At 69.6% G+C, this 17134-nt stretch carries 21 protein-coding genes; 14 read left to right on the plus strand and 7 right to left on the minus strand.

Features of this window, described 5'->3' with window-relative positions:
* Positions 1–241: 241 nt before the first annotated feature.
* From ACFY4A_RS32355 to ACFY4A_RS32365, 3 genes are read right to left on the minus strand one after another with little or no spacing between them, the layout of a single operon-like run.
* Entirely contained in the window at positions 242–637 is a 396-nt protein-coding gene (locus ACFY4A_RS32355) for a hypothetical protein (RefSeq protein WP_390832898.1), read from the minus strand.
* Between the two features lie 28 nt (positions 638–665).
* Entirely contained in the window at positions 666–1229 is a 564-nt protein-coding gene (locus tag ACFY4A_RS32360; RefSeq protein WP_390832876.1) for a hypothetical protein, read from the minus strand.
* 28 nt (positions 1230–1257) lie between these two features.
* The gene (locus ACFY4A_RS32365; RefSeq protein WP_390832877.1) at positions 1258–2817 is read right to left on the minus strand and encodes a hypothetical protein; all 1560 of its coding nucleotides are present in this window, start codon (positions 2815–2817) and stop codon (positions 1258–1260) included.
* Between the two features lie 362 nt (positions 2818–3179).
* Here ACFY4A_RS32365 and ACFY4A_RS32370 point away from each other — a divergent pair, with 362 nt between their 5' ends.
* The 14 genes from ACFY4A_RS32370 to ACFY4A_RS32435 all read left to right on the plus strand — a co-directional run bounded on the left by ACFY4A_RS32370 (position 3180) and on the right by ACFY4A_RS32435 (position 14818).
* Entirely contained in the window at positions 3180–3989 is an 810-nt protein-coding gene (locus ACFY4A_RS32370; protein ID WP_390832899.1) for a hypothetical protein, read from the plus strand.
* Positions 3990–4068: 79 nt separating this feature from the next.
* Positions 4069–4776 (plus strand): Flp pilus assembly protein CpaB, encoded by a 708-nt coding sequence (cpaB, locus tag ACFY4A_RS32375; protein ID WP_390832878.1) that lies wholly within the window; start codon positions 4069–4071, stop codon positions 4774–4776.
* A 13-nt stretch (positions 4777–4789) separates the two neighbouring features.
* Positions 4790–6043: a CpaE family protein gene (locus ACFY4A_RS32380; protein ID WP_390832879.1), complete on the plus strand. Its 1254-nt coding sequence runs from the start codon at positions 4790–4792 to the stop codon at positions 6041–6043.
* Positions 6040–6456 (plus strand): pilus assembly protein, encoded by a 417-nt coding sequence (locus ACFY4A_RS32385; RefSeq protein ID WP_390832880.1) that lies wholly within the window; start codon positions 6040–6042, stop codon positions 6454–6456. The genes ACFY4A_RS32380 and ACFY4A_RS32385 overlap by 4 nt, the downstream gene beginning before the upstream one ends.
* A 1-nt stretch (position 6457) precedes the next feature.
* A complete protein-coding gene (locus ACFY4A_RS32390; protein ID WP_390832881.1) occupies positions 6458–6829 on the plus strand; it encodes a TadE family protein in 372 nt (123 codons plus the stop codon).
* 57 nt (positions 6830–6886) lie between these two features.
* On the plus strand, positions 6887–8224 hold the full coding sequence (locus ACFY4A_RS32395) for a CpaF family protein (RefSeq protein ID WP_390832882.1): 1338 nt from the start codon (positions 6887–6889) through the stop codon (positions 8222–8224).
* An 11-nt stretch (positions 8225–8235) separates the two neighbouring features.
* Positions 8236–9177, plus strand: coding sequence for a type II secretion system F family protein (locus tag ACFY4A_RS32400; RefSeq protein WP_390832883.1), 942 nt, complete (start codon positions 8236–8238; stop codon positions 9175–9177).
* A gap of 27 nt (positions 9178–9204) precedes the next feature.
* Positions 9205–10098, plus strand: coding sequence for a DUF5936 domain-containing protein (locus ACFY4A_RS32405; protein WP_390832884.1), 894 nt, complete (start codon positions 9205–9207; stop codon positions 10096–10098).
* 15 nt (positions 10099–10113) lie between these two features.
* A complete protein-coding gene (locus ACFY4A_RS32410; protein ID WP_390832885.1) occupies positions 10114–11706 on the plus strand; it encodes a histidine kinase in 1593 nt (530 codons plus the stop codon).
* Between the two features lie 50 nt (positions 11707–11756).
* Positions 11757–12596 (plus strand): response regulator, encoded by an 840-nt coding sequence (locus tag ACFY4A_RS32415; protein WP_390832886.1) that lies wholly within the window; start codon positions 11757–11759, stop codon positions 12594–12596.
* A 148-nt stretch (positions 12597–12744) separates the two neighbouring features.
* Positions 12745–12978 (plus strand): Flp family type IVb pilin, encoded by a 234-nt coding sequence (locus ACFY4A_RS32420; protein ID WP_390832887.1) that lies wholly within the window; start codon positions 12745–12747, stop codon positions 12976–12978.
* Positions 12975–13574 carry a pilus assembly protein TadG-related protein gene (locus ACFY4A_RS32425; protein WP_390832888.1) on the plus strand — a complete coding sequence of 200 codons (600 nt, stop codon included), beginning with the start codon at positions 12975–12977 and terminating at the stop codon, positions 13572–13574. Before ACFY4A_RS32420 ends, ACFY4A_RS32425 begins: the two co-directional genes overlap by 4 nt.
* 34 nt (positions 13575–13608) lie before the next feature.
* Positions 13609–14184 carry a hypothetical protein gene (locus tag ACFY4A_RS32430; protein WP_390832889.1) on the plus strand — a complete coding sequence of 192 codons (576 nt, stop codon included), beginning with the start codon at positions 13609–13611 and terminating at the stop codon, positions 14182–14184.
* A gap of 7 nt (positions 14185–14191) precedes the next feature.
* A complete protein-coding gene (locus ACFY4A_RS32435; protein ID WP_390832890.1) occupies positions 14192–14818 on the plus strand; it encodes an OmpA family protein in 627 nt (208 codons plus the stop codon).
* 65 nt (positions 14819–14883) lie between these two features.
* On the opposite strand, the gene ACFY4A_RS32440 is transcribed toward ACFY4A_RS32435, so the two are convergent.
* From ACFY4A_RS32440 to ACFY4A_RS32455, 4 genes are read right to left on the minus strand one after another with little or no spacing between them, the layout of a single operon-like run.
* Positions 14884–15300, minus strand: a complete 417-nt coding sequence (locus ACFY4A_RS32440) for a PIN domain-containing protein (RefSeq protein ID WP_390832891.1) — start codon at positions 15298–15300, stop codon at positions 14884–14886.
* Positions 15276–15611 (minus strand): hypothetical protein, encoded by a 336-nt coding sequence (locus tag ACFY4A_RS32445; RefSeq protein WP_390832892.1) that lies wholly within the window; start codon positions 15609–15611, stop codon positions 15276–15278. Before ACFY4A_RS32445 ends, ACFY4A_RS32440 begins: the two co-directional genes overlap by 25 nt.
* Before the next feature lie 43 nt (positions 15612–15654).
* Entirely contained in the window at positions 15655–15846 is a 192-nt protein-coding gene (locus ACFY4A_RS32450) for a hypothetical protein (RefSeq protein ID WP_390832893.1), read from the minus strand.
* Positions 15847–15857: 11 nt separating this feature from the next.
* A complete protein-coding gene (locus ACFY4A_RS32455) occupies positions 15858–16727 on the minus strand; it encodes a helix-turn-helix domain-containing protein (RefSeq protein WP_390832894.1) in 870 nt (289 codons plus the stop codon).
* Positions 16728–17134: the final 407 nt, after the last annotated feature.

Consider the following 17134-nt stretch of genomic DNA (forward strand, 5'->3'; position numbering starts at 1 on the left):
GATTTCGGCGCAGGCGGGCGGGAACGCCGAACGGATGCCGTGGGGTTACGGCAGGGCGTGCACGTGCGGGCCCACGGCGTTCGACCAGGCGTTGCGCGCCGTCACGTCCCAGTTGGTGGACCAGGCCATGGCGCCGCGCAGGGCCGGGTGGCTCCTACGTCGTAGTCCGACGGCACGTTTGAAATCTTCTGCGACAGTCCGGGGTGGACCAGTCGAATCCAGCTCCACCGGATCGATCCGGTTACGGCCGTTCCTCCTCCCGCCACCGCTCCAGCAGCAGGCCCAGCGCGCACCCCGCCAGCAGCACTCCCGTCGACATCCACATCGCCGGGGACGACAGCCCCGCCCGCTCCCAGTGCAGCGACACCGTCAGCAGCTGCGCCGTCACCGGCACCGCGCACGCCGCCACCACGTGCCGCGCGGGCATCTTCCGCCACGGCACCGGATGCACCCGCGCCGCCGCCCAGGTCGCCAGCACCACGCACACCAGGTTCGGCAGGTGGACCAGTGCCAGCGCAGCGCCGAACGAGCCCACGCCCCGCGGGCCGACCAAATTCCCGTACAGCAGGGTCATCTGCACGTACTCGGTGACGACGAGCACCACCACGCCCACCGCCCAGGCCCGCACCAGCGGCATCACGGGAGCCGTACCTCCGTCCCCACCACTAGTGCACCCGCACCGAGTCGATGATCCCGCGCAGGTCCGCGGAGGACAGCACGCCCCGCGCCGCGTCGATACGGATCGCGAACGTCCGGTCGGCCGAGTCCAGGCCCGTCAGGATCACGCCCCGGATCGGCGTGCCCTTGGGCGGGTTGCCGTCCTCGCCGGTCGAGTCGAAGGTGAAGTCGATCCGCTTGGCCCGGTCCGTTCCGGCCAGCTTCACGTCCTTCTCGCCCTCCACCTTCGCGCCCATCCGGATCCCCGCCTCCGCGGCGATGGCGGCCTGCTCGGCGGAGTCGGCCCGGGTGAAGTCCAGCTGCACGGTGATGATCGAGACCGTCCGCCCGGACTCCTCGCGTACGGCCGCCGCCGCGTTGTACTCGCTGCGCTCGGCCGCGCTCTGCTCGACGTATCCCTTGGGGCCCGCGGGATACGACACGGAGACGCCCTTCGTGCTCAGCGTGCCCCAGCCGTCCGGCACGGAGGCGGAGCCCGCGTCGTCCTTGCCGCAGCCCGTGAGGGCGGCCGCGGCGGCGAGCAGGCCCGCGATCAGCAGTCGTGTCCTCATCGGCGTACCAGCCCTCCTGTCGGCGAGATCACTTGGCACAGTAGCTGTAGGGGACGTAGGACCGGCGGTCTCCGTTCGGAGCGCCGAGGAACCGGGCGTCCGTCAGCGTCTCCGCCTTCTGCTCGGTGCTGATGGACAGGCCCAGGCTGAGCCCGAGGTTCAGTTCGAAGCCGTACTCGGCGGCGTTCACCTGGCCGGTGTACGTCATCCTGCTGGACGTGCCCTTGTCGAAGACCAGTTGGCCGAAGGGGTCGTCGGCGCCGGGCCGCCGGGTCGGCGCGTGATCGTCGAACATGTACTGGAAGGGCGTCACCAGCTGTTCGCCGGTGCTGTTCAGCCACCGCTCGGCGACGGCCCGGTCCTGGTCCCCGGCGGGACCGGGGTCGAAGCTCAGGGCGGTGGTGACGACCTCGATGCCGGTGGAGCTGTCGGTGCCCTTCCCGCTCACCCCGCCGCTGCGCTCGTCCTTGCCCGACTTGCCGTTGCCCCCGCTGATCTTGGCGCCGTCCTTCTGGCCGCCCTTCTCGACGGTGCGGGTCATGTTGACGCCGACCAGTTCGCCGGTGGACTTGTCGTAGGTGACGGTGATGGTGCCGGTCCGGGTGGTGGAGGCCGAGGCGTCGCCCTTGATCGGGCCCGCCTCGTAGCCGGCCTTGGTGCCGTATTCGATCGACGAGGAGTACGTGTACGACTTGGTGTTCTTGTAGGCGTTGTCGGTCCAGGTGATCTCGGGGGAGTACTTGAAGTTGCCGCCGAGCGCGGCGCTGAGCTTCTTGTCGTCGCCCGCCGAGATCTTCAGGCCGGCCGCCGCGGAGGCCTCCAGGACCACCTTGCCGTAGGTGATCTTCCGGTTGTCGCCCAGCGCCTTCCTCACCCGGTTCTCCGTGTCCTCCTCGTCCTTGAGGGGACCGGTGCCGAAGAGGTAGAGGACGCTGTCGCCGAGGCTCGCGTCCGCGCCGCCCGGCGACTGGCGCCGCATCCGGTACATCTGGAGCTTCTCGACGTCGTCGCGGAACCTGCGCGCCTCCTCGGGGCTCTCGAACACCCAGGTGTCGCCGTTGGTCACCTTGATCCCGGCGCCCAGCTCCACCTTGTCGGTGCCGGCCTTCCCCATCTTCAGGCCGGGGGTGAAGTCCTTCCTGGCGGCGACGGAGGCCGCGTCGGTGAAGGTGAGGTAGACCAGCTCGTCCTGGTCGTCGACCTTGCCGTCGTGGTTGACGTCCGTGTGCGCCTTGAGGCGCTGCTCCTGGAAGCCGTACTCCTTGCCGATCTCCCAGAACAGGATCTTCGCCTTGGAGCCCGCCTTGTCGCTGACCGTCGAGACCTGGCACAACGCCGGCTCGAAGTCGGCGTCGGTCAGGGCCCGGTCGTCCCCTTGCGAGCTTCCGCCGCAGCCCGAACCGCCGGTGACCTTGCAGATCTCGGTGGCGATCCTGTCGTAGACGGTCCGGCCGACGCCGGTGGCGCCGATGCCGAGCACGACGGCCACGGCCACCACGACCATGCCGAGGTACTCGGTGGCGGTCGCGCCCGAGTCGCCGTACCCGTATGTCCTCCGGCACGTCCGTCTGCCGCCCCCGCGAGCCATGCGGCACCCCCTCCTCGCACAGTGGCAAGCGCCATTCCGGTCGGCGAGCGTAGGTGCGGGCGGCGCCGGGCGGCGTGGGCCCGCGGGCCCAAACCCGGGCCCACGGTCGACGAGTTGTGGTCGGCCCATGCTTTGGGGGCCGGGTCAGGATGCTCAGCCTGCCCCGGTTTGAAATGACTTGTGCAACGAGAGTTGCCGGTCAGGTACAGAATCGCTGTTCTCCGGTCACAGAGGCGTGGATACAGTGCTGAGGTGGTCACGCAGTGAAGTCAACTCGGTGTGCCGGAGGACCGCCGGCGGGCCGACAGGCGTCTAACGGGGAGCTGCGCGTGTCAACTGCCATCGCTGTGACGAGTACCGACATGGCGCTGCCCGCGCAGGACGAGCGGACCGCGCCCGCCGTCGTCCTGAAGGACCTGGACCGGCAGCCGCTGGAGCGGACGCTCGACGCGATGAAGGCCCTCATCGACCACCACGGGCACGTCGTCGTGGTGTGCTCGGACGCCGTCCCCAGCGGTGTGGAACGGCGGCTGCACACCGTCCGCTCGCTGCTGGAGAGCGACCGCATCGCCCTGTTCCGGCCGAATCTGCCGCCGCTCGGACTCGCCGTCCTCGCCCGCCAGTTGCGCCAGCTCGCCTCCTGCGACCTGAGCCCCGGCGTGCTCGCCTCGGCCGGCCGGCTCCTCACCCACTACATCCACTCGGGCGCCGTCCTGGCCTCGGTCGCCCGCCTCGACCGCGTCCCCGTCGGTCTCAAGGCGCACGCCAAGTCCTGGGTCCCGGGCAGCCAGTTCGGCGTGATCGCCCACCCCGAACCGCAGCTCGTCCGGATCGGCCCCGAAGCCACCCTGAACGGGCCGGACTTCGGCAGCTGGATGCTGCTCGCCAAGGGCCAGCTCCAGTCCGACTGGGTCGGCGCCACCCTCGCCCCCGCGTGGAACGCGCTGGGGCTGCGGGAGGCCGACCTGCCGGCCGAGTCCGCCACCTGGTGGGGCACCGGCAAGCTGATCGAGTTCTGCACCTACCTGCCCGACCTGTCGGTGCTCTACCAGCTGGTCACCTCGGTGCGCCAGGGCGTGTGCCACTGGTGCGGCATCGACGTCATCGGAGACCGCTGCGTCTTCTGCTCGGCCGCCCCACCCGTCCCCGAGAACCGGGCACCCACTGGGTGAGTCCCTGAACCACCGGCACCACCGTCATTCGATTCCGCTCGACTTCGCCGACCGATATCCCAATGAGGTTGCACGGTTCATGAACTCCCGTCAGCGCCGCGGCGTGATACTCCTGATCCTGTCCGTCATCTGCGCCCTCGGCGCGTTCGCGGGCGTGCTCTCCGTCATCAGCGACGTCAAGTCCAAGGTCGGCCCCGAGGTGGTCGCCTACCAGCTGCGCACCGACGTGGCGCCGTACACGACGCTGAGCACGGGCCAGTTCGAGAAGGTCAAGATGCCCGAACGGTGGCTGTCGCCGAACGCCGTCACCGATCTCGCGCAGATCCAGGGCAAGATCGCGGTCACCACACTGCGCAAGGGCTCCCTGCTCCAGAGCGACATGATCGTGAACCAGCCCGCCCTGCAACCGGGCCAGCAGGAGGTCGCCATCATGATCGACGCGGCGACCGGCGTGGCCGGCAAGATCACACCGGGCTCCACGGTCAACGTCTACGCCACCTTCGGCGGACAGCGGCAAGGCGATCCCGCCCAGTCGAAGATCATCGTGACCAACGCCAAGGTCCTCGACGTCGGCAGGATCACCGCGCTCCAGCCGAACGCCGACAACAGGGCCCAGCAGCCCACCGACGCCGTCCCCATCACCTTCGCGCTGTCCACCATCGACGCCCAGCGCATCACCTACGCCGAGTCGTTCGCCCAGCGGGTCCGGCTCGCGCTGGTCGCTCCCGGCAGCGACACCAGCGTCCCGGCCAAGGACCGGACCTACGAACTCGCGAACGACAAGTGAGAGGCCGGCAGGCATGACCACCAGGATCCTCCCGGCCGTCGGCGACGCCGACGCGGCCCGGTCCATCACCACCCTGCTCAGCCAGCTCCCCGACGCCGAGCCGGTGGCCCCGGTCGTCGACTCCACCCAGCTCATCGACACCCTGGCGCGCCTGGCCGCCGAGTCCGTCGACGAACTGCCAGAGATCGTGGTGGTGCACGAGCGGATCGGCCCGGTCCCGGCCCTGGAACTGATCCGCGAAGTGGCCCTGCGCTTCCCGGCGGTCGGCGTCATCCTCATCACCTCCGACGCCGGCCCCGGCCTGTTCTCGGCCGCGATGGACTCGGGCGCGCGGGGACTGGTGGCCCTTCCGCTGAGCTACGAGGAACTGGTCAGCCGCGTACAGGCGGTGGCCCAGTGGTCGGTGGGTGTACGGCGGCACCTGGGCCACGGCGGCGACGTGTTCACCGGGGCCGGCGGCCGGGTGGTGACGGTGAGCGGCGCCAAGGGCGGGGTGGGCGCCACCCTCGCCGCGATACAACTCGCCCTCGCCGCCCAGACCTCCGGTCACGGCACGGCCCTGGTCGACATGGACCTCCAGTCCGGTGACATCGCCTCCTACCTGGACGTCCAGTTCCGCCGCTCGGTCGTCGACCTCGCCTCCATCACCGACATCTCCCCGCGCGTCCTGGCCGACGCGGTCTTCCGCCACGACAGCGGGCTGGCGCTGCTGCTCGCCCCCGGCGAGGGCGAGCGCGGCGAGGAGGTCACCGACCGGGCCGCCCGCCAGATCGTCAGCGCGCTGCGCTCCCGCTACGAGATCGTCGTCCTGGACTGCGGCGCCCAGATGAGCGGGGCGAGCGCGGCGGCCGTCGAGATGGCCGACACCGCGCTGCTCCTGACCACTCCGGACGTGGTCGCGGTGCGCGCCACCAAGCGGACCGTACGGATGTGGGACCGGTTGCAGATCCGCAAGGCCGAGGAGACGACCGTCGTCGTCAACCGCCACACCCGCGGGACCGAGATCCAGCCGCCGCTCATCCAGAAGATCACCGGCACCCCGGTGGCGGGCACGGCGATCCCCGCGGGCTTCAAGGAACTCCAGGGCGCGGTGGACGCCGGCCGCATCCACGAACTGGACAGCAAGAGCACGGTCAAGCAGGCGCTGTGGGGGCTCGCCGGCGAGCTCGGGATCGTCAAGGCGCCCGAGGCCGACCGCAAGGGCGGGCGGCTGCGGGGCGACCGGGGGTCGGTGAGTTTCCGGCGCCGCAGGGAGGCAGGGGGATGAACGTGCGGGCAGGCACAGGGGAGAGGTTGTCGGCCGGGCGGCTGCGCTCCGACAGCGGGCAGGTCGCCGTCGAGTTGCTCGGCATGACGCCCACGATCCTCATCACGCTGGTGCTGCTGTGGCAGTGCGTGCTCCTGGGGTACACGTACACGCTTGCGGGGAATGCTGCGGACGAGGCGGTACGGGCGGGGACGGCGGCCGATCGGGGCACCAGGGACGCCGCCTGCCGCCAGGCCGGGCTGGACAAGCTGTCGGCAGCGTGGCGAAGGGGGGCTGAGGTGGGCTGTGAGACGAGCGACGGCTACGTACGGTCGCACGTCGGCCTCAAGGTGCCCGTCCTCTTCCCCGGCACGATCGACTTCCCCATCACGGTCACGGGTCACGCCGGCGCCGTCGAGGAGGCGACGAACTGACATGCCGTACGAGCGCGTACGCCGCGACCGCCGCCGCCTCGACCGGGGCCAGGTCGCCATCGAATACCTGGGGTTCATCCCGATCCTGATGCTGCTCGCCATGGCCGTCGTCCAGATCGGCCTGCTCGCCTACACGGCCCAGCAGGCCGGTACGGCGGCCCGCGCGGGGGCGCGCGCGGCCTCGCTCCGGCAGGGAACCGAGCAGGCCTGCGCGAACGCGGTCAGCAACTGGCTGGCGGACGGCACCAGCTGCCCGGCCTCGTACGGCGGCAAGGAGGTCACCGTGACCGCCGGTGTCGACATCCCCTCGATCGTCCCCGGCTGGAACTTCGGCCGGGCTCACAAGACCGCCACGATGCCGCTCGACCACTGAGACCGGCTGGACCACCGACGACTCGACCACCGACCAGGAGCGAGGAGCACCGGACCCATGAGCCTCCGCGCACGCATCAACTCCCCGGAGGAGAAAGGCAGCCGGGGCGAGGACGGCCATCTCGTCGCCTCCTACCGGGCCAAGCTGCTGGAGGAGATCGACCTCGCGGAGATGAGTTCGCTGGCCGCCGCCGAGCGCCGGGTGCGGCTGGAGCGGGTGCTCGGGCACATCATCAGCCGGGAGGGCCCGGTCCTGTCGACCGTGGAGCGCTCGCAGCTGATCCGCCGGGTCGTCGACGAGGCCCTGGGCCTGGGCATCCTCGAACCCCTGCTCGAGGACGCCTCCATCACCGAGATCATGGTGAACGGACCCGACGCGATCTTCGTCGAGCGCGGCGGCCGGGTCGAGCAACTGCCCATCCGCTTCGCCTCCGACGACCAGCTGATGCAGACCATCGAGCGGATCGTCTCGACGGTCAACCGCCGCGTGGACGAGTCGAATCCTATGGTGGACGCCCGACTGCCCTCCGGCGAGCGCGTCAACGTCATCATCCCGCCGCTCTCGCTCACCGGCCCCACCCTGACCATCCGCCGCTTCCCGCGCTCCTTCACCCTCCAGGAGCTGATCGGCTTCGGCTCGCTCGACGAGCACATGCTGTACCTGCTGGCCGGCCTGGTGCAGGCGAAGTTCAACGTCATCGTCTCCGGAGCCACCGGCACCGGGAAGACGACCCTCCTCAACGCCCTGTCCGGTCTGATCCCCGACGGCGAGCGCATCATCACCATCGAGGACTCCGCCGAACTCCAGCTCCAGCAGGCGCACGTGATCCGGCTGGAGTCCAGGCCGCCGAACGTGGAGGGCCGCGGTCAGGTCACCATCCGCGACCTGGTGCGCAACTCGCTGCGTATGCGCCCCGACCGCATCGTCGTCGGTGAGGTCCGCGGCGGTGAGTCGCTCGACATGCTCCAGGCGATGTCGACCGGCCACGACGGCTCGCTCGCCACCGTGCACGCCAACAGCGCCGAGGACGCGCTGATGCGCCTGCAGACCCTCGCCTCCATGTCCGACGTGGAGATCCCCTTCGTCGCCCTGCACGACCAGATCAACAGCGCCGTCGACGTGATCGTCCAGCTCACCCGCTTCGCCGACGGCGCCCGCCGCGTCACCGAGATCGCCCTGCTCGACAGCCACGGCAGCGAGCCGTACCGGCTGGCCACCGTGGCCCGCTTCGCCGCGCAGCCCATGGCGGCCGACGGCCGGATCTACGGCGTCTTCGAGTACCACCCGCTGCCGCGCCGCACCGCCGACCGCCTCTACATGGCGAGCCAGCCCATCCCCCAGGCCTTCGGCGTCGCCCAGTCCGCAGACCAGCTGGCCACCCGAGAAGCCAGGTAGGAACCGTCCCCATGGATCTGAGCACCCTCGTCACCCTCACCACCGGCGTCACCCTGCTGACATGCGTTCTGGCCGTCGCGGGCCTGCACGCCTACAGTTCCGGCAAGGCCCAGCGGGCGGCCCTCGTCGACCGGCTCTCCCAGACCGGTCAGATCCCGGTCGGCCGCCGGCGCCGCTTCCCCACCCTCGACCGCCGCCTGCGCCGTACGAAACTCGGCCGCAGACTGGAGCTGAAGCTCGCCGCGACCGGCCTGGACGTCACCCCGGGCGAGTTCTTCGTCTACATGCTCGCCGCCGTGGCCGCCCTCTGGCTGATCGGCCAGGCCTCCCTGGCCCCCTTCTTCGGCCCGCTGGCCGGCCTGCTCGGCATCTGGGCGGCGATGCAGTTCCTCAACTGGCAGCGCCAGAAACGCATCGAGAAGTTCATCAACCAACTCCCCGAACTGGCCCGCATCCTGGCCAACGCCACCCAGGCCGGCCTCGCCCTGCGCACCGCGATCGGCATGGCGGCGGAGGAGCTGGAGGCCCCGGCGGGCGAGGAGCTGGCCAAGGTGGCTCACCAGTTGGCGTTGGGCGCGTCGATGGACGACGCGCTGGCGGAGCTCACGGACCGGCTGCCCTCACGGGAGCTGGTCGTCCTCGTCACCACCCTGGTCCTGTCCAACCGGGCCGGCGGCCAGGTGGTGAGCGCCCTGCGCAACCTCACCGAGACCCTGGAGGAGCGCAAGGAGACCCGCCGCGAGGTCCGCACCCAGCTCTCCCAGGTCAACATGACCTCCTACGCGGTCCCGGTACTGGGCGTCGGCGCGCTGTTCCTCATGAACGGCGTCAAGGCCGGCGCCCTGGACCGCATGACCGCGTCCCCGATCGGCCAGGGCGCGGTGATCACCGCCTTCGCGCTCTACGCCGTCGGCTTCATCCTCATCCGCCGTATGTCCCGCATCGACGTCTAGCCGGGTTCCCGGAAGGAGGGAAGAGGGATGGCACTGCTGCTCGCACTCGTGATGGGCCTCGGCGTCTGGGGCGTCTTCGCCGGCATCCGCATGTACCGCGCCGACGCCCGGCTGCCCGGCGACCTGGCGCTGGCCCTCGAGGTGGGCTCCACCCGCACCGGCGCGGTGGACTCCGTCGTCGACCGCCTCGGCATGCGCTACGCCCCCGCCGTGCTGCGCCTGATGGGCCCCAAGAGGGTGGCGAAGTACCGCCGCAAGATCGACCTGGCGGGCAACCCCGGCGGCCTGACGATCGACCGCTACGCGGCCCGGCGCGCGGTCTACGGCTTCCTGGGCGGCCTGGGCGGCCTGGTGTTCCTCATGCGCGGCCAGCTCTTCGTGGCCCTGCTCCTGTTCGCCTTCGGCGCCGTCTGGACCGAGGTCGGCATCTGGTCGGCGATCCGCATCCGCAAGGACGTGATCGAGCGGACGCTGCCGGACTTCCTCGACGTGCTCGCGGTCGTGGTGAGCGCGGGCCTCGGCTTCCGCCAGGCCCTGGACCGCGTCGCCGACAAGTACGAGGGCCCCTGGGCGGACGAACTGCGCATCACCCTGCGCCAGATGGACCTCGGCATGAGCCGCCGCCAGGCCTTCGCCGAACTGCGGCGCCGGAACGACTCCGAACAGGTCGCCATGTTCGTCACCGCCCTCCAGCAGGGCGAGGAACTGGGCGCGCCCATCGTCGACACGCTGGTGGCCCTGGCCAAGGACATGCGCCGCACCGACGCGCAGAACGCCCGCCGCAAGGCCGCCCGCGCGGTCCCCAAGGCCACGATGATGATCACCACGTTCATGGTCCCGGCCACGATGATCCTCCTCGGCGCTGGCCTGATCCTCGGCTCGGGCGTGGACTTCGGCTCCCTCACGGGTACGGGCGAGTAGGGGGCGACGACGGACATGGCGACGACGGAGGAACGCACCGGGCTGCTGCGCCGCCGCCCGAGGATCCCCGAGATCACCACCCCTCCGGCGGGCACGGTCCTCCCGGCCCACGTCCGCACGGGCGCGCCGGACATCCCGGTGACGTCGGTGACGCCGGCGCTGCCGCCGGGGTGGGAGCCGGCGGATGCCGCGTTGCCGGGGGTGCCGCAGCAGCCGCAGGGACGGAGAGCCGCCGACGGCGAACGGGCCCCACAGGGGCCACCCGCACCCGGCGACGATGCCCGCACGGGTGCTGCGGGCGGGGCCCAAAACCCGACCGAAGGCGAAGCCGAGGCCGAAGTGCCCGCACAGCCCCCGCAGGGCTCGGCCCCCGCCCCGGAGCCGGAAAGACTACAGATCAGCGCGCTGCAAGCGATGTGCCGCCATGTCTTCGCCTTCCGTCTCGCGATGATCGCCCTCGCCGCCCCCGTCGCCCTCCTCAACGCCGCGCCCGGCCTGGCCACCCGACTGGTCAGCGCCGCGGTCGTCGTCACCTTCATGGGCTCCTACGTCCTGTTCAGGGACTGGGAACGCTTCGGCCCCCTGCTCCTGCGGCACCCCACGCTCCTCGCCCTGGACACCCTCTTCGGCGCCCTCCTCCTGATCGCGGCGGGCCCGGACAGCACGCTGGCCTACGTCAGCGTCTGCACCCCCCTCCTCGCCGGGCTCGTCTACGGCTGGCGCGGCGCGGCCCTGTTCGCCTCGCTCCAGTCGCTGATCCTGCTCGTCGTCTCCACCAGCTCCAAGGAGCTGTCCCCGGACCTGGCCCAGGCCGCCCTCCTCCCCGGCCTGTGCGTCATTGCGGGAGCGGCCGGGGTCACCCTGCGCAACCTGCTCCTCCGCTTCGGCGAGGCCACCCAGGCCCTGACCACGGTCCAGGCCCGCCTCGCCGTCACCGAGGCGGTCGGCGCCGAACGGGCCCGCCTGGCCCGCGAGATGCACGACTCGGTGGCGAAGACCCTGCACGGCGTGGCCATGGCCGCCGACGGACTCGCGGGCTCGGCGGGCGCCGACCGCATGGATCCGGCTCTGGTGAAGCAGCAGGCGGAACTGGTGGCCCGCTCGGTCCGTAGGGCGGCCGCCGAGGCCCGCGAACTGCTGACCGACCTGCGCCGCGAGAACGATCCGGACCACGGCACCGACGTACTCGTGGAACTCGCCGCCCGCACCCGCGACTTCGCGTCCCGAACCGGCCTGACCGCCGCCTACCGCCCGATCGGGGAGCCCGGTGTGCCGCCGGTGCCGCCGGCCGTGGCACGCCAGCTGCTCACCATCGCCTCGGAGGCGATGGAGAACGCCCACCGGCACGCGGCGCCCACCCAGGTCGAGGTACGCGCGGGCGTCCACGGCGACCTGCTGCGGATCAGCGTGTACGACGACGGCCGCGGCCTGCCGCCCGGCACCAGCCTCGAACAACTCCGCCGCGCGGGCCACTTCGGCCTGGTCGGGATGGTCGAGCGGGCGGCCTCGGTCGGCGCCCGCATCCGTATCGGCCGCGGCGGCCACCCCAAGGGGACGGAGGTCCGCCTCGAACTCCCCCTGGGAGCCCTGACGACACCGACCGTATGACCGTCCGACCGTCCATCCCTGCTCCATGACCCAGAGAGGAGGCCGCCGCCGTGCCCGACCAGACGACTCCCAACCCCTTCGAGGGCTTCCCACAGCCCGCACCGGCCGCGCCCCTGCGCGTCGTCGTGGCCGACGACAACCCCGTGGTCCGCGCCGGCCTGACGGCTCTGCTCTCCGGCCGCGCGGACATCACGGTGGTCGCGGAGGCCGCCGACGGCCGCGCCGCCTGGGAGGCCGCCCAGCAGCACCGTCCCGACGTCGTCCTGCTCGACGTCCGCATGCCCGGTGTGGACGGCCTCTCCGCCCTGCCGCACCTGGTCCGGATCGCCCCGGTGATGATGCTGACCTACAGCAGCGAATCGCAAATCGTCCAGGAGGCCCTGCGCCTGGGTGCGGGCGGCTACCTGGTCCACGGCGAGTTCACGGCCGATCAACTCGTCACCGCCGTACGTGACATCAAGGAGGGCAGGGCCCACTTCACTCCTACGGCGGCAGGCGCCCTGGTGGACCGACTGCGTCAGGACCAGCCGGTGGCGGGTGCGATCGCACACGATCACACCTTGCCAACTTCGCACGAACCAGCCTCTTCTGCCAAACATCTTTCGCAATTGCAACCAGATGTGGGACAGTCTTCGTCTGGATGGGCAGGTGGCCGTCCGGCCGCCGTCGACAGGTCGAGGTTCCAGCTCAGCGCGAGGGAGGCGGAGATCATGGACCTCATCGCGTCCGGCATGACCAACCAGCAGATCGCCGCCGCCTGCTTCATCAGCGAGAAGACCGTCAAGAACCACATCAACCGCATCTTCGCCAAGCTGCACAGCACCAGCCGTTCGGAGGCCGCAGCCAAGTGGCTCGGCACGGCGCCGGGTTCGTCACGAGGGCTGGGGTGAGCCGTGATGACGACGGTACGGGGGAAGCGAGGCTGGGTCTCTCTTTGGGCCCGGGATTGGGTCCGGGGACCCTCCGGCGGACGGGGTGTTCCGGCATACGTTTCCGGTGTCGCAAGCGGCACCGAGACCGAACCCGGAGGGGAACACCATGAGCGACCTGATGCTGAAGACCGCGGTTGCGACCAAGGTCCGCGTGAACGGCTGGAAGAACACCACGGTCGAGGCGATGCAGCGCCGCGCCGGCGACAGGGGGCAGACCGCGGTCGAGTACCTGGGCATCATCGCGGTGGTGGTGGCGATCGTGCTGGCGATCACGGGGACCAGCATCGGCTCGACGATCCTCGGGAAGATCAACGGGCTGATCTCGAGGGTCGGCAATTGACGCGACCTCGCTCGTACGGCGATGCAGGGCAGGCCTTCCCCATCTACATCACGGTGGTGGGGGGCCTGCTCTTTCTTGCGCTCGCTTACTTCGCGGTCGGCCAGGCAACGGTGAACCGGAGCGGTGCTCAGACAGCGGCCGACGCGGCGGCACTCGCGGCGGCCCAGGACACCAGGGACCAACTCGCGGGCGAGTGGGTGAAGGACGTGCTCGATCCGGACGAGTGGCAGAACATTTTCGACGGCTACGGTCAGGGACTCCAGCCCTCGTGTTGGCGGGCCTATCAGCTTGCCCAGCAGAACGACGCCCATGTGCTGGAGTGCGGGACGAGCAGTCTGCTGGCGTACACGGTCAAAGTCGAGACCAACAAGCCCATGGGGCAATCGGTCGTCCCCATCACCGCGAGCAAACACTCGAAGGCGCGTGCCAGGGCTGTGATCGAGCCGCTCTGTTCCTTCAAACCGTTGGAGGCAGACGCCGGGGCCGATGTACTGCCCCGCCTCAGCTGCAAGAACAGGTACTGGGATCTGGACCCGAAAAACCTTACCGATCTCCCGGAGCCCCAAGACCTCTTCGACGTCCATCTGGCCGACTGACAAGCGAATGACGAGAGAAGAAGGAATCTGAGCGATGAGCATTCGGTTCACTGCGAAGGCGCGCAGGGGGATGGTCGCTTTGACGGTGGCGGCGGGGCTGGCCCTCGGTGCGGCCGGTTGCGGCGGTGGTGACGACAAGAAGCCGGTTGCGTCGGCGCCCGCTTCCAAGGGCGGCGGATCCAACCCGAGTGCTCAGGAGGGGCAGTCACAGACTCCCCTGGCCGAGCTGAAGGGCCCGGACGGACTGCTCCTTCAGGTGACTTCCGCGAACCGTGACTCCGGCGGTTTCGTCACCGTAAACGGAAACCTGAAGAACGACAGCGGCAAGTCCGTTGTGGTTCCGGTTTCTGCCAGGGGGGACGAGGCGGAGATTCTCAAGCACGGAACCTCGCTCGGTGGCGCCACGCTCGTGGACTCCCAGGGCAAGAAGCGCTACTACGTGTTGCGTGACACCGATGGGCGGCCACTCACCACGACTGACCTCACCACTATCGAGTCAGGCCAAACCATCCCCGTCTTCATGCAGTTCCCCTCCCCACCCACAGACACCACGGAAGTCACTCTGCAACTCCCCACCTTCTCCAGCGGCACCATCAAGATCTCCGGGTGAGGCCCCGATGACCCACACTCGCCTCACCCTGGCCCTCACAGCCGCCGGCGTCATGGTCGCCGCGAACCTCTACGGTGCCGTGGCGGCCCGCGCCGACAGTGGACCCAGCGTGCCCCCGGGCACCGAGCCCTCCGCCTCCGCCCCCGTGAAGGTCGACCCGAGCGACCCCGACCTCAAACTGCCCGAGGGAGCCACCCTCGCCGCGCCCAAGGTGCTGGACATCAAGTCGGTGGTCGAGGAGCAGGGCGGTGAGGAACGCCGTGAGGACACCAACACGGACGTGACGTTCGCCCTCCAGGCCGAGGTGCTGTTCGCCAAGGACAGCGCGAAGCTGAGCGACCGGGCGAAGGCCCGGATCGACGCGATCGCGCAGGAGATCAAGAAGCAGAAGGCGGGCCAGGTCCGTGTCTTCGGCTTCACGGACAACCTCGGCACCCACGCACACGGCGTGGCCCTGTCCAAGCAGCGCGCCAATGCCGTCCAGGACGTCCTCTCCCAGGAGCTGAACGATCCGAACATCACCTTCGACGTCCGGGGGTACGCCGAGGAGTACCCCATCGCGGACAACTCCACGGAGGACGGCCGCAAGAAGAACCGCCGAGTGGAGGTCACGTTCCCCCGCACCCAGAACTGACTTGCGACCAGGCACGGGGCCCGTTCCGTACCATGGCCGGCAAGGCCGGATCGGGCCCCGGAAGGTCACACGGCCACGGCGCGGACCTTCTCACCGCACAGCTTGTTCATGTCGTCCGCGTCGGAGGTCACGATGATGCGCGGGCCGGAGTAACCCAGAGCTGTCGCGGCGACTACGGAATCGATCGCGTACTTATGTCCGTGCAGGTCGGCGTTCCGCAACAAGTCAATGGCGCGCCAGGTGATCGCGTCCGTGACCGGTAGAACCTCCAAACGGGACACGTGCCACCGCAGGCGGTCCATGCGGATCTTGGAGTGCCAGGCCTCGATCAACGTCAGATTGCTCACGGCCACGAGCGTGTCCTTGGCCTGAGCGGTACGGATCAGCCCAGTGACGTACGGGTCGCCGTTCATGAACCTGCTCAGCCCCTCGCTGTCGAGAAGCAGCACGCCATGGCTCAGCTGGCCTTGTGTGCGTGCCATTCCGGACCGTTTCCCTCTCCCTGCCCCTCCGCGGGCTGTTCGTTCGCCGCCAGGGCTTCGGCCTCACGGAAGATCTCCGCAGCCCATTCCTGGATCTCGGGAGAGGGCGGACCGATCTCGGCCTCCTTCGCCTGGAGCAGTTCCTCCAGAAGATCACGCTGTATCTGCCGTTCGACGGCCGCACTCACGTACGCGGAGAAGCCGCGTGCCCCTACGCGTGCCTTGACGGCTGCGATGCGGCCCGCGGGCATGGACACGCTGACCTTCTGGGCCGGTCCCTCGTCCTTGCCGTACTGCTCCGCAATGTCCATGCGACGAGAGTAGCAAAAGTAGTAGCAAAGTGTCTGGTCGTCTCTACAGCAGGTGGTCGGCCCTCCCCGCCTTGATCTCCCGGATGAGGGCGCGGAGGGCTTCGCGGCTGTCCGTCAGGGGGTGGTCCTCCTGTCCGGCGACGGCGATGTAGGCGTTGCCTTCGGTGTCGGTTCCTATGCGGAAGCAATTGGCGCCTTCTCCGCAGAAGGGATCTTCCCAGGTGATGGCCGGCATGTGGTGGCTCCTCAAAGGTCGCTGACAAGGCGGCGGATGAAGTCGCGTGACGCATTAGGGGCGAGTGCGACTGCCTCTGCTGCGGCGAGCACGGCCCGATACTTGGTGAGCTGAGTCTCCGAGTCGATGAACTCCGGCCCGTGAGTGCTGTCGAGCTCCACGGTGTCGAGTTGGGGCACGGACGACTCGACGTACAGGACCGACTGGCCGGCTCCGGGGAAGCCGCCCGCTTTGAAGGGAATGACCCGCAGCGTCACGGCCTCGCGCTCGGACATGGTCAGCAGGTGCACCAGTTGCCGCCGAGCCACCGCGGATCCACCGAACTCCATGCGCAGAGCTGCTTCGTGGAGGATGACGTCAAGTTCAGGTGGTACTGGGCGGTCGAGCACCTGCTGCCGGTCCAGGCGCTGCGAGACGCGGACGTCGACATCCGCCTGCGACAAGGCGGGGATCACCGCTTGGAAGACCGCGCGGGCGTGTTCCTCGGTCTGCAGCAGTCCAGGCAGGTGCACGCTCACTGAGATGCGTACCCGTACGGCGTGCCACTCCATCTCGGCGATGTCCAGGAAGGCATCGGGCAGTTGACCGCGGTAGGACTCCCACCATCCTTTCTCGCGACCCGCGGCCATGGCGGCCAAAGCCTCGACAAGGGCTTGATCCGGACACCCGTAGTTGCTCGCCAGTGTGCGCACACGCTCAGGGCTGATACCCGAGCGGCCGGACTCCATATTGGGCACGTTTGTTCGCGGGACGCTCAGTAACCCGGCGGCGTACTCGGTCGTCATCCCGGCCGCGACACGCATCTTGCGAAGCTCCAGGCCCAGGCGCCGCTGACGTGCCGTTGGTGCGCTTCTGGGCGCCATGCTCCCCTCCTGCCCCATTGCCTGATGGGAGTCAGTCTGCCCCCGGGGTCGGCAGCCGGTCCACTCGATGGGGGCAGATTTCGGCAAGTTGGTAGTACATGTACTCCGTCATGCCCTACCGTCTGCGACAGGTCGACCACGACCCTCCGCCGCCGCGCGGAAGTGCACCACCCATGCCATACCAGGCCCGGGTGACAGGCCACCGTGCGCATCGACGAACAACCACCCCACTGACCATGGAAGTTGCCATGCCCGTCACCATGACCTCGGCCTGCCTGCCCTACACGGCCACGGACCTGCCGCCCGCACCCCCCACCCCGGAATCCCTCACTTACTGGGACTCTTGCAGAAAGCCCCGGCGTTCACGCCGGGGATGAATGCATCTCAAGACTGCTCTGGCGTGCACCTTAGAGCGGGCGTTTTTG

Source organism: Streptomyces sp. NPDC001292, from assembly GCF_042896465.1.
In the GTDB taxonomy this organism is placed as follows: Bacteria; Actinomycetota; Actinomycetes; order Streptomycetales; family Streptomycetaceae; genus Streptomyces.

Excerpts from the sequence above, each read along its gene's own strand:
- ACFY4A_RS32355 (WP_390832898.1), bottom strand. The coding sequence starts at position 637 with ATGCCGCTGGTGCGGGCCTGGGCGGTGGGCGTGGTGGTGCTCGTCGTC.
- ACFY4A_RS32360 (WP_390832876.1), bottom strand. The coding sequence starts at position 1,229 with ATGAGGACACGACTGCTGATCGCGGGCCTGCTCGCCGCCGCGGCCGCC.
- ACFY4A_RS32365 (WP_390832877.1), bottom strand. The coding sequence starts at position 2,817 with ATGGCTCGCGGGGGCGGCAGACGGACGTGCCGGAGGACATACGGGTAC.
- ACFY4A_RS32370 (WP_390832899.1), top strand. The coding sequence starts at position 3,180 with ATGGCGCTGCCCGCGCAGGACGAGCGGACCGCGCCCGCCGTCGTCCTG.
- cpaB (WP_390832878.1), top strand. The coding sequence starts at position 4,069 with ATGAACTCCCGTCAGCGCCGCGGCGTGATACTCCTGATCCTGTCCGTC.
- ACFY4A_RS32380 (WP_390832879.1), top strand. The coding sequence starts at position 4,790 with ATGACCACCAGGATCCTCCCGGCCGTCGGCGACGCCGACGCGGCCCGG.
- ACFY4A_RS32385 (WP_390832880.1), top strand. The coding sequence starts at position 6,040 with ATGAACGTGCGGGCAGGCACAGGGGAGAGGTTGTCGGCCGGGCGGCTG.
- ACFY4A_RS32390 (WP_390832881.1), top strand. The coding sequence starts at position 6,458 with ATGCCGTACGAGCGCGTACGCCGCGACCGCCGCCGCCTCGACCGGGGC.
- ACFY4A_RS32395 (WP_390832882.1), top strand. The coding sequence starts at position 6,887 with ATGAGCCTCCGCGCACGCATCAACTCCCCGGAGGAGAAAGGCAGCCGG.
- ACFY4A_RS32400 (WP_390832883.1), top strand. The coding sequence starts at position 8,236 with ATGGATCTGAGCACCCTCGTCACCCTCACCACCGGCGTCACCCTGCTG.
- ACFY4A_RS32405 (WP_390832884.1), top strand. The coding sequence starts at position 9,205 with ATGGCACTGCTGCTCGCACTCGTGATGGGCCTCGGCGTCTGGGGCGTC.
- ACFY4A_RS32410 (WP_390832885.1), top strand. The coding sequence starts at position 10,114 with ATGGCGACGACGGAGGAACGCACCGGGCTGCTGCGCCGCCGCCCGAGG.
- ACFY4A_RS32420 (WP_390832887.1), top strand. The coding sequence starts at position 12,745 with ATGAGCGACCTGATGCTGAAGACCGCGGTTGCGACCAAGGTCCGCGTG.
- ACFY4A_RS32430 (WP_390832889.1), top strand. The coding sequence starts at position 13,609 with ATGAGCATTCGGTTCACTGCGAAGGCGCGCAGGGGGATGGTCGCTTTG.
- ACFY4A_RS32435 (WP_390832890.1), top strand. The coding sequence starts at position 14,192 with ATGACCCACACTCGCCTCACCCTGGCCCTCACAGCCGCCGGCGTCATG.
- ACFY4A_RS32440 (WP_390832891.1), bottom strand. The coding sequence starts at position 15,300 with ATGGCACGCACACAAGGCCAGCTGAGCCATGGCGTGCTGCTTCTCGAC.
- ACFY4A_RS32445 (WP_390832892.1), bottom strand. The coding sequence starts at position 15,611 with ATGGACATTGCGGAGCAGTACGGCAAGGACGAGGGACCGGCCCAGAAG.
- ACFY4A_RS32450 (WP_390832893.1), bottom strand. The coding sequence starts at position 15,846 with ATGCCGGCCATCACCTGGGAAGATCCCTTCTGCGGAGAAGGCGCCAAT.
- ACFY4A_RS32455 (WP_390832894.1), bottom strand. The coding sequence starts at position 16,727 with ATGGGGCAGGAGGGGAGCATGGCGCCCAGAAGCGCACCAACGGCACGT.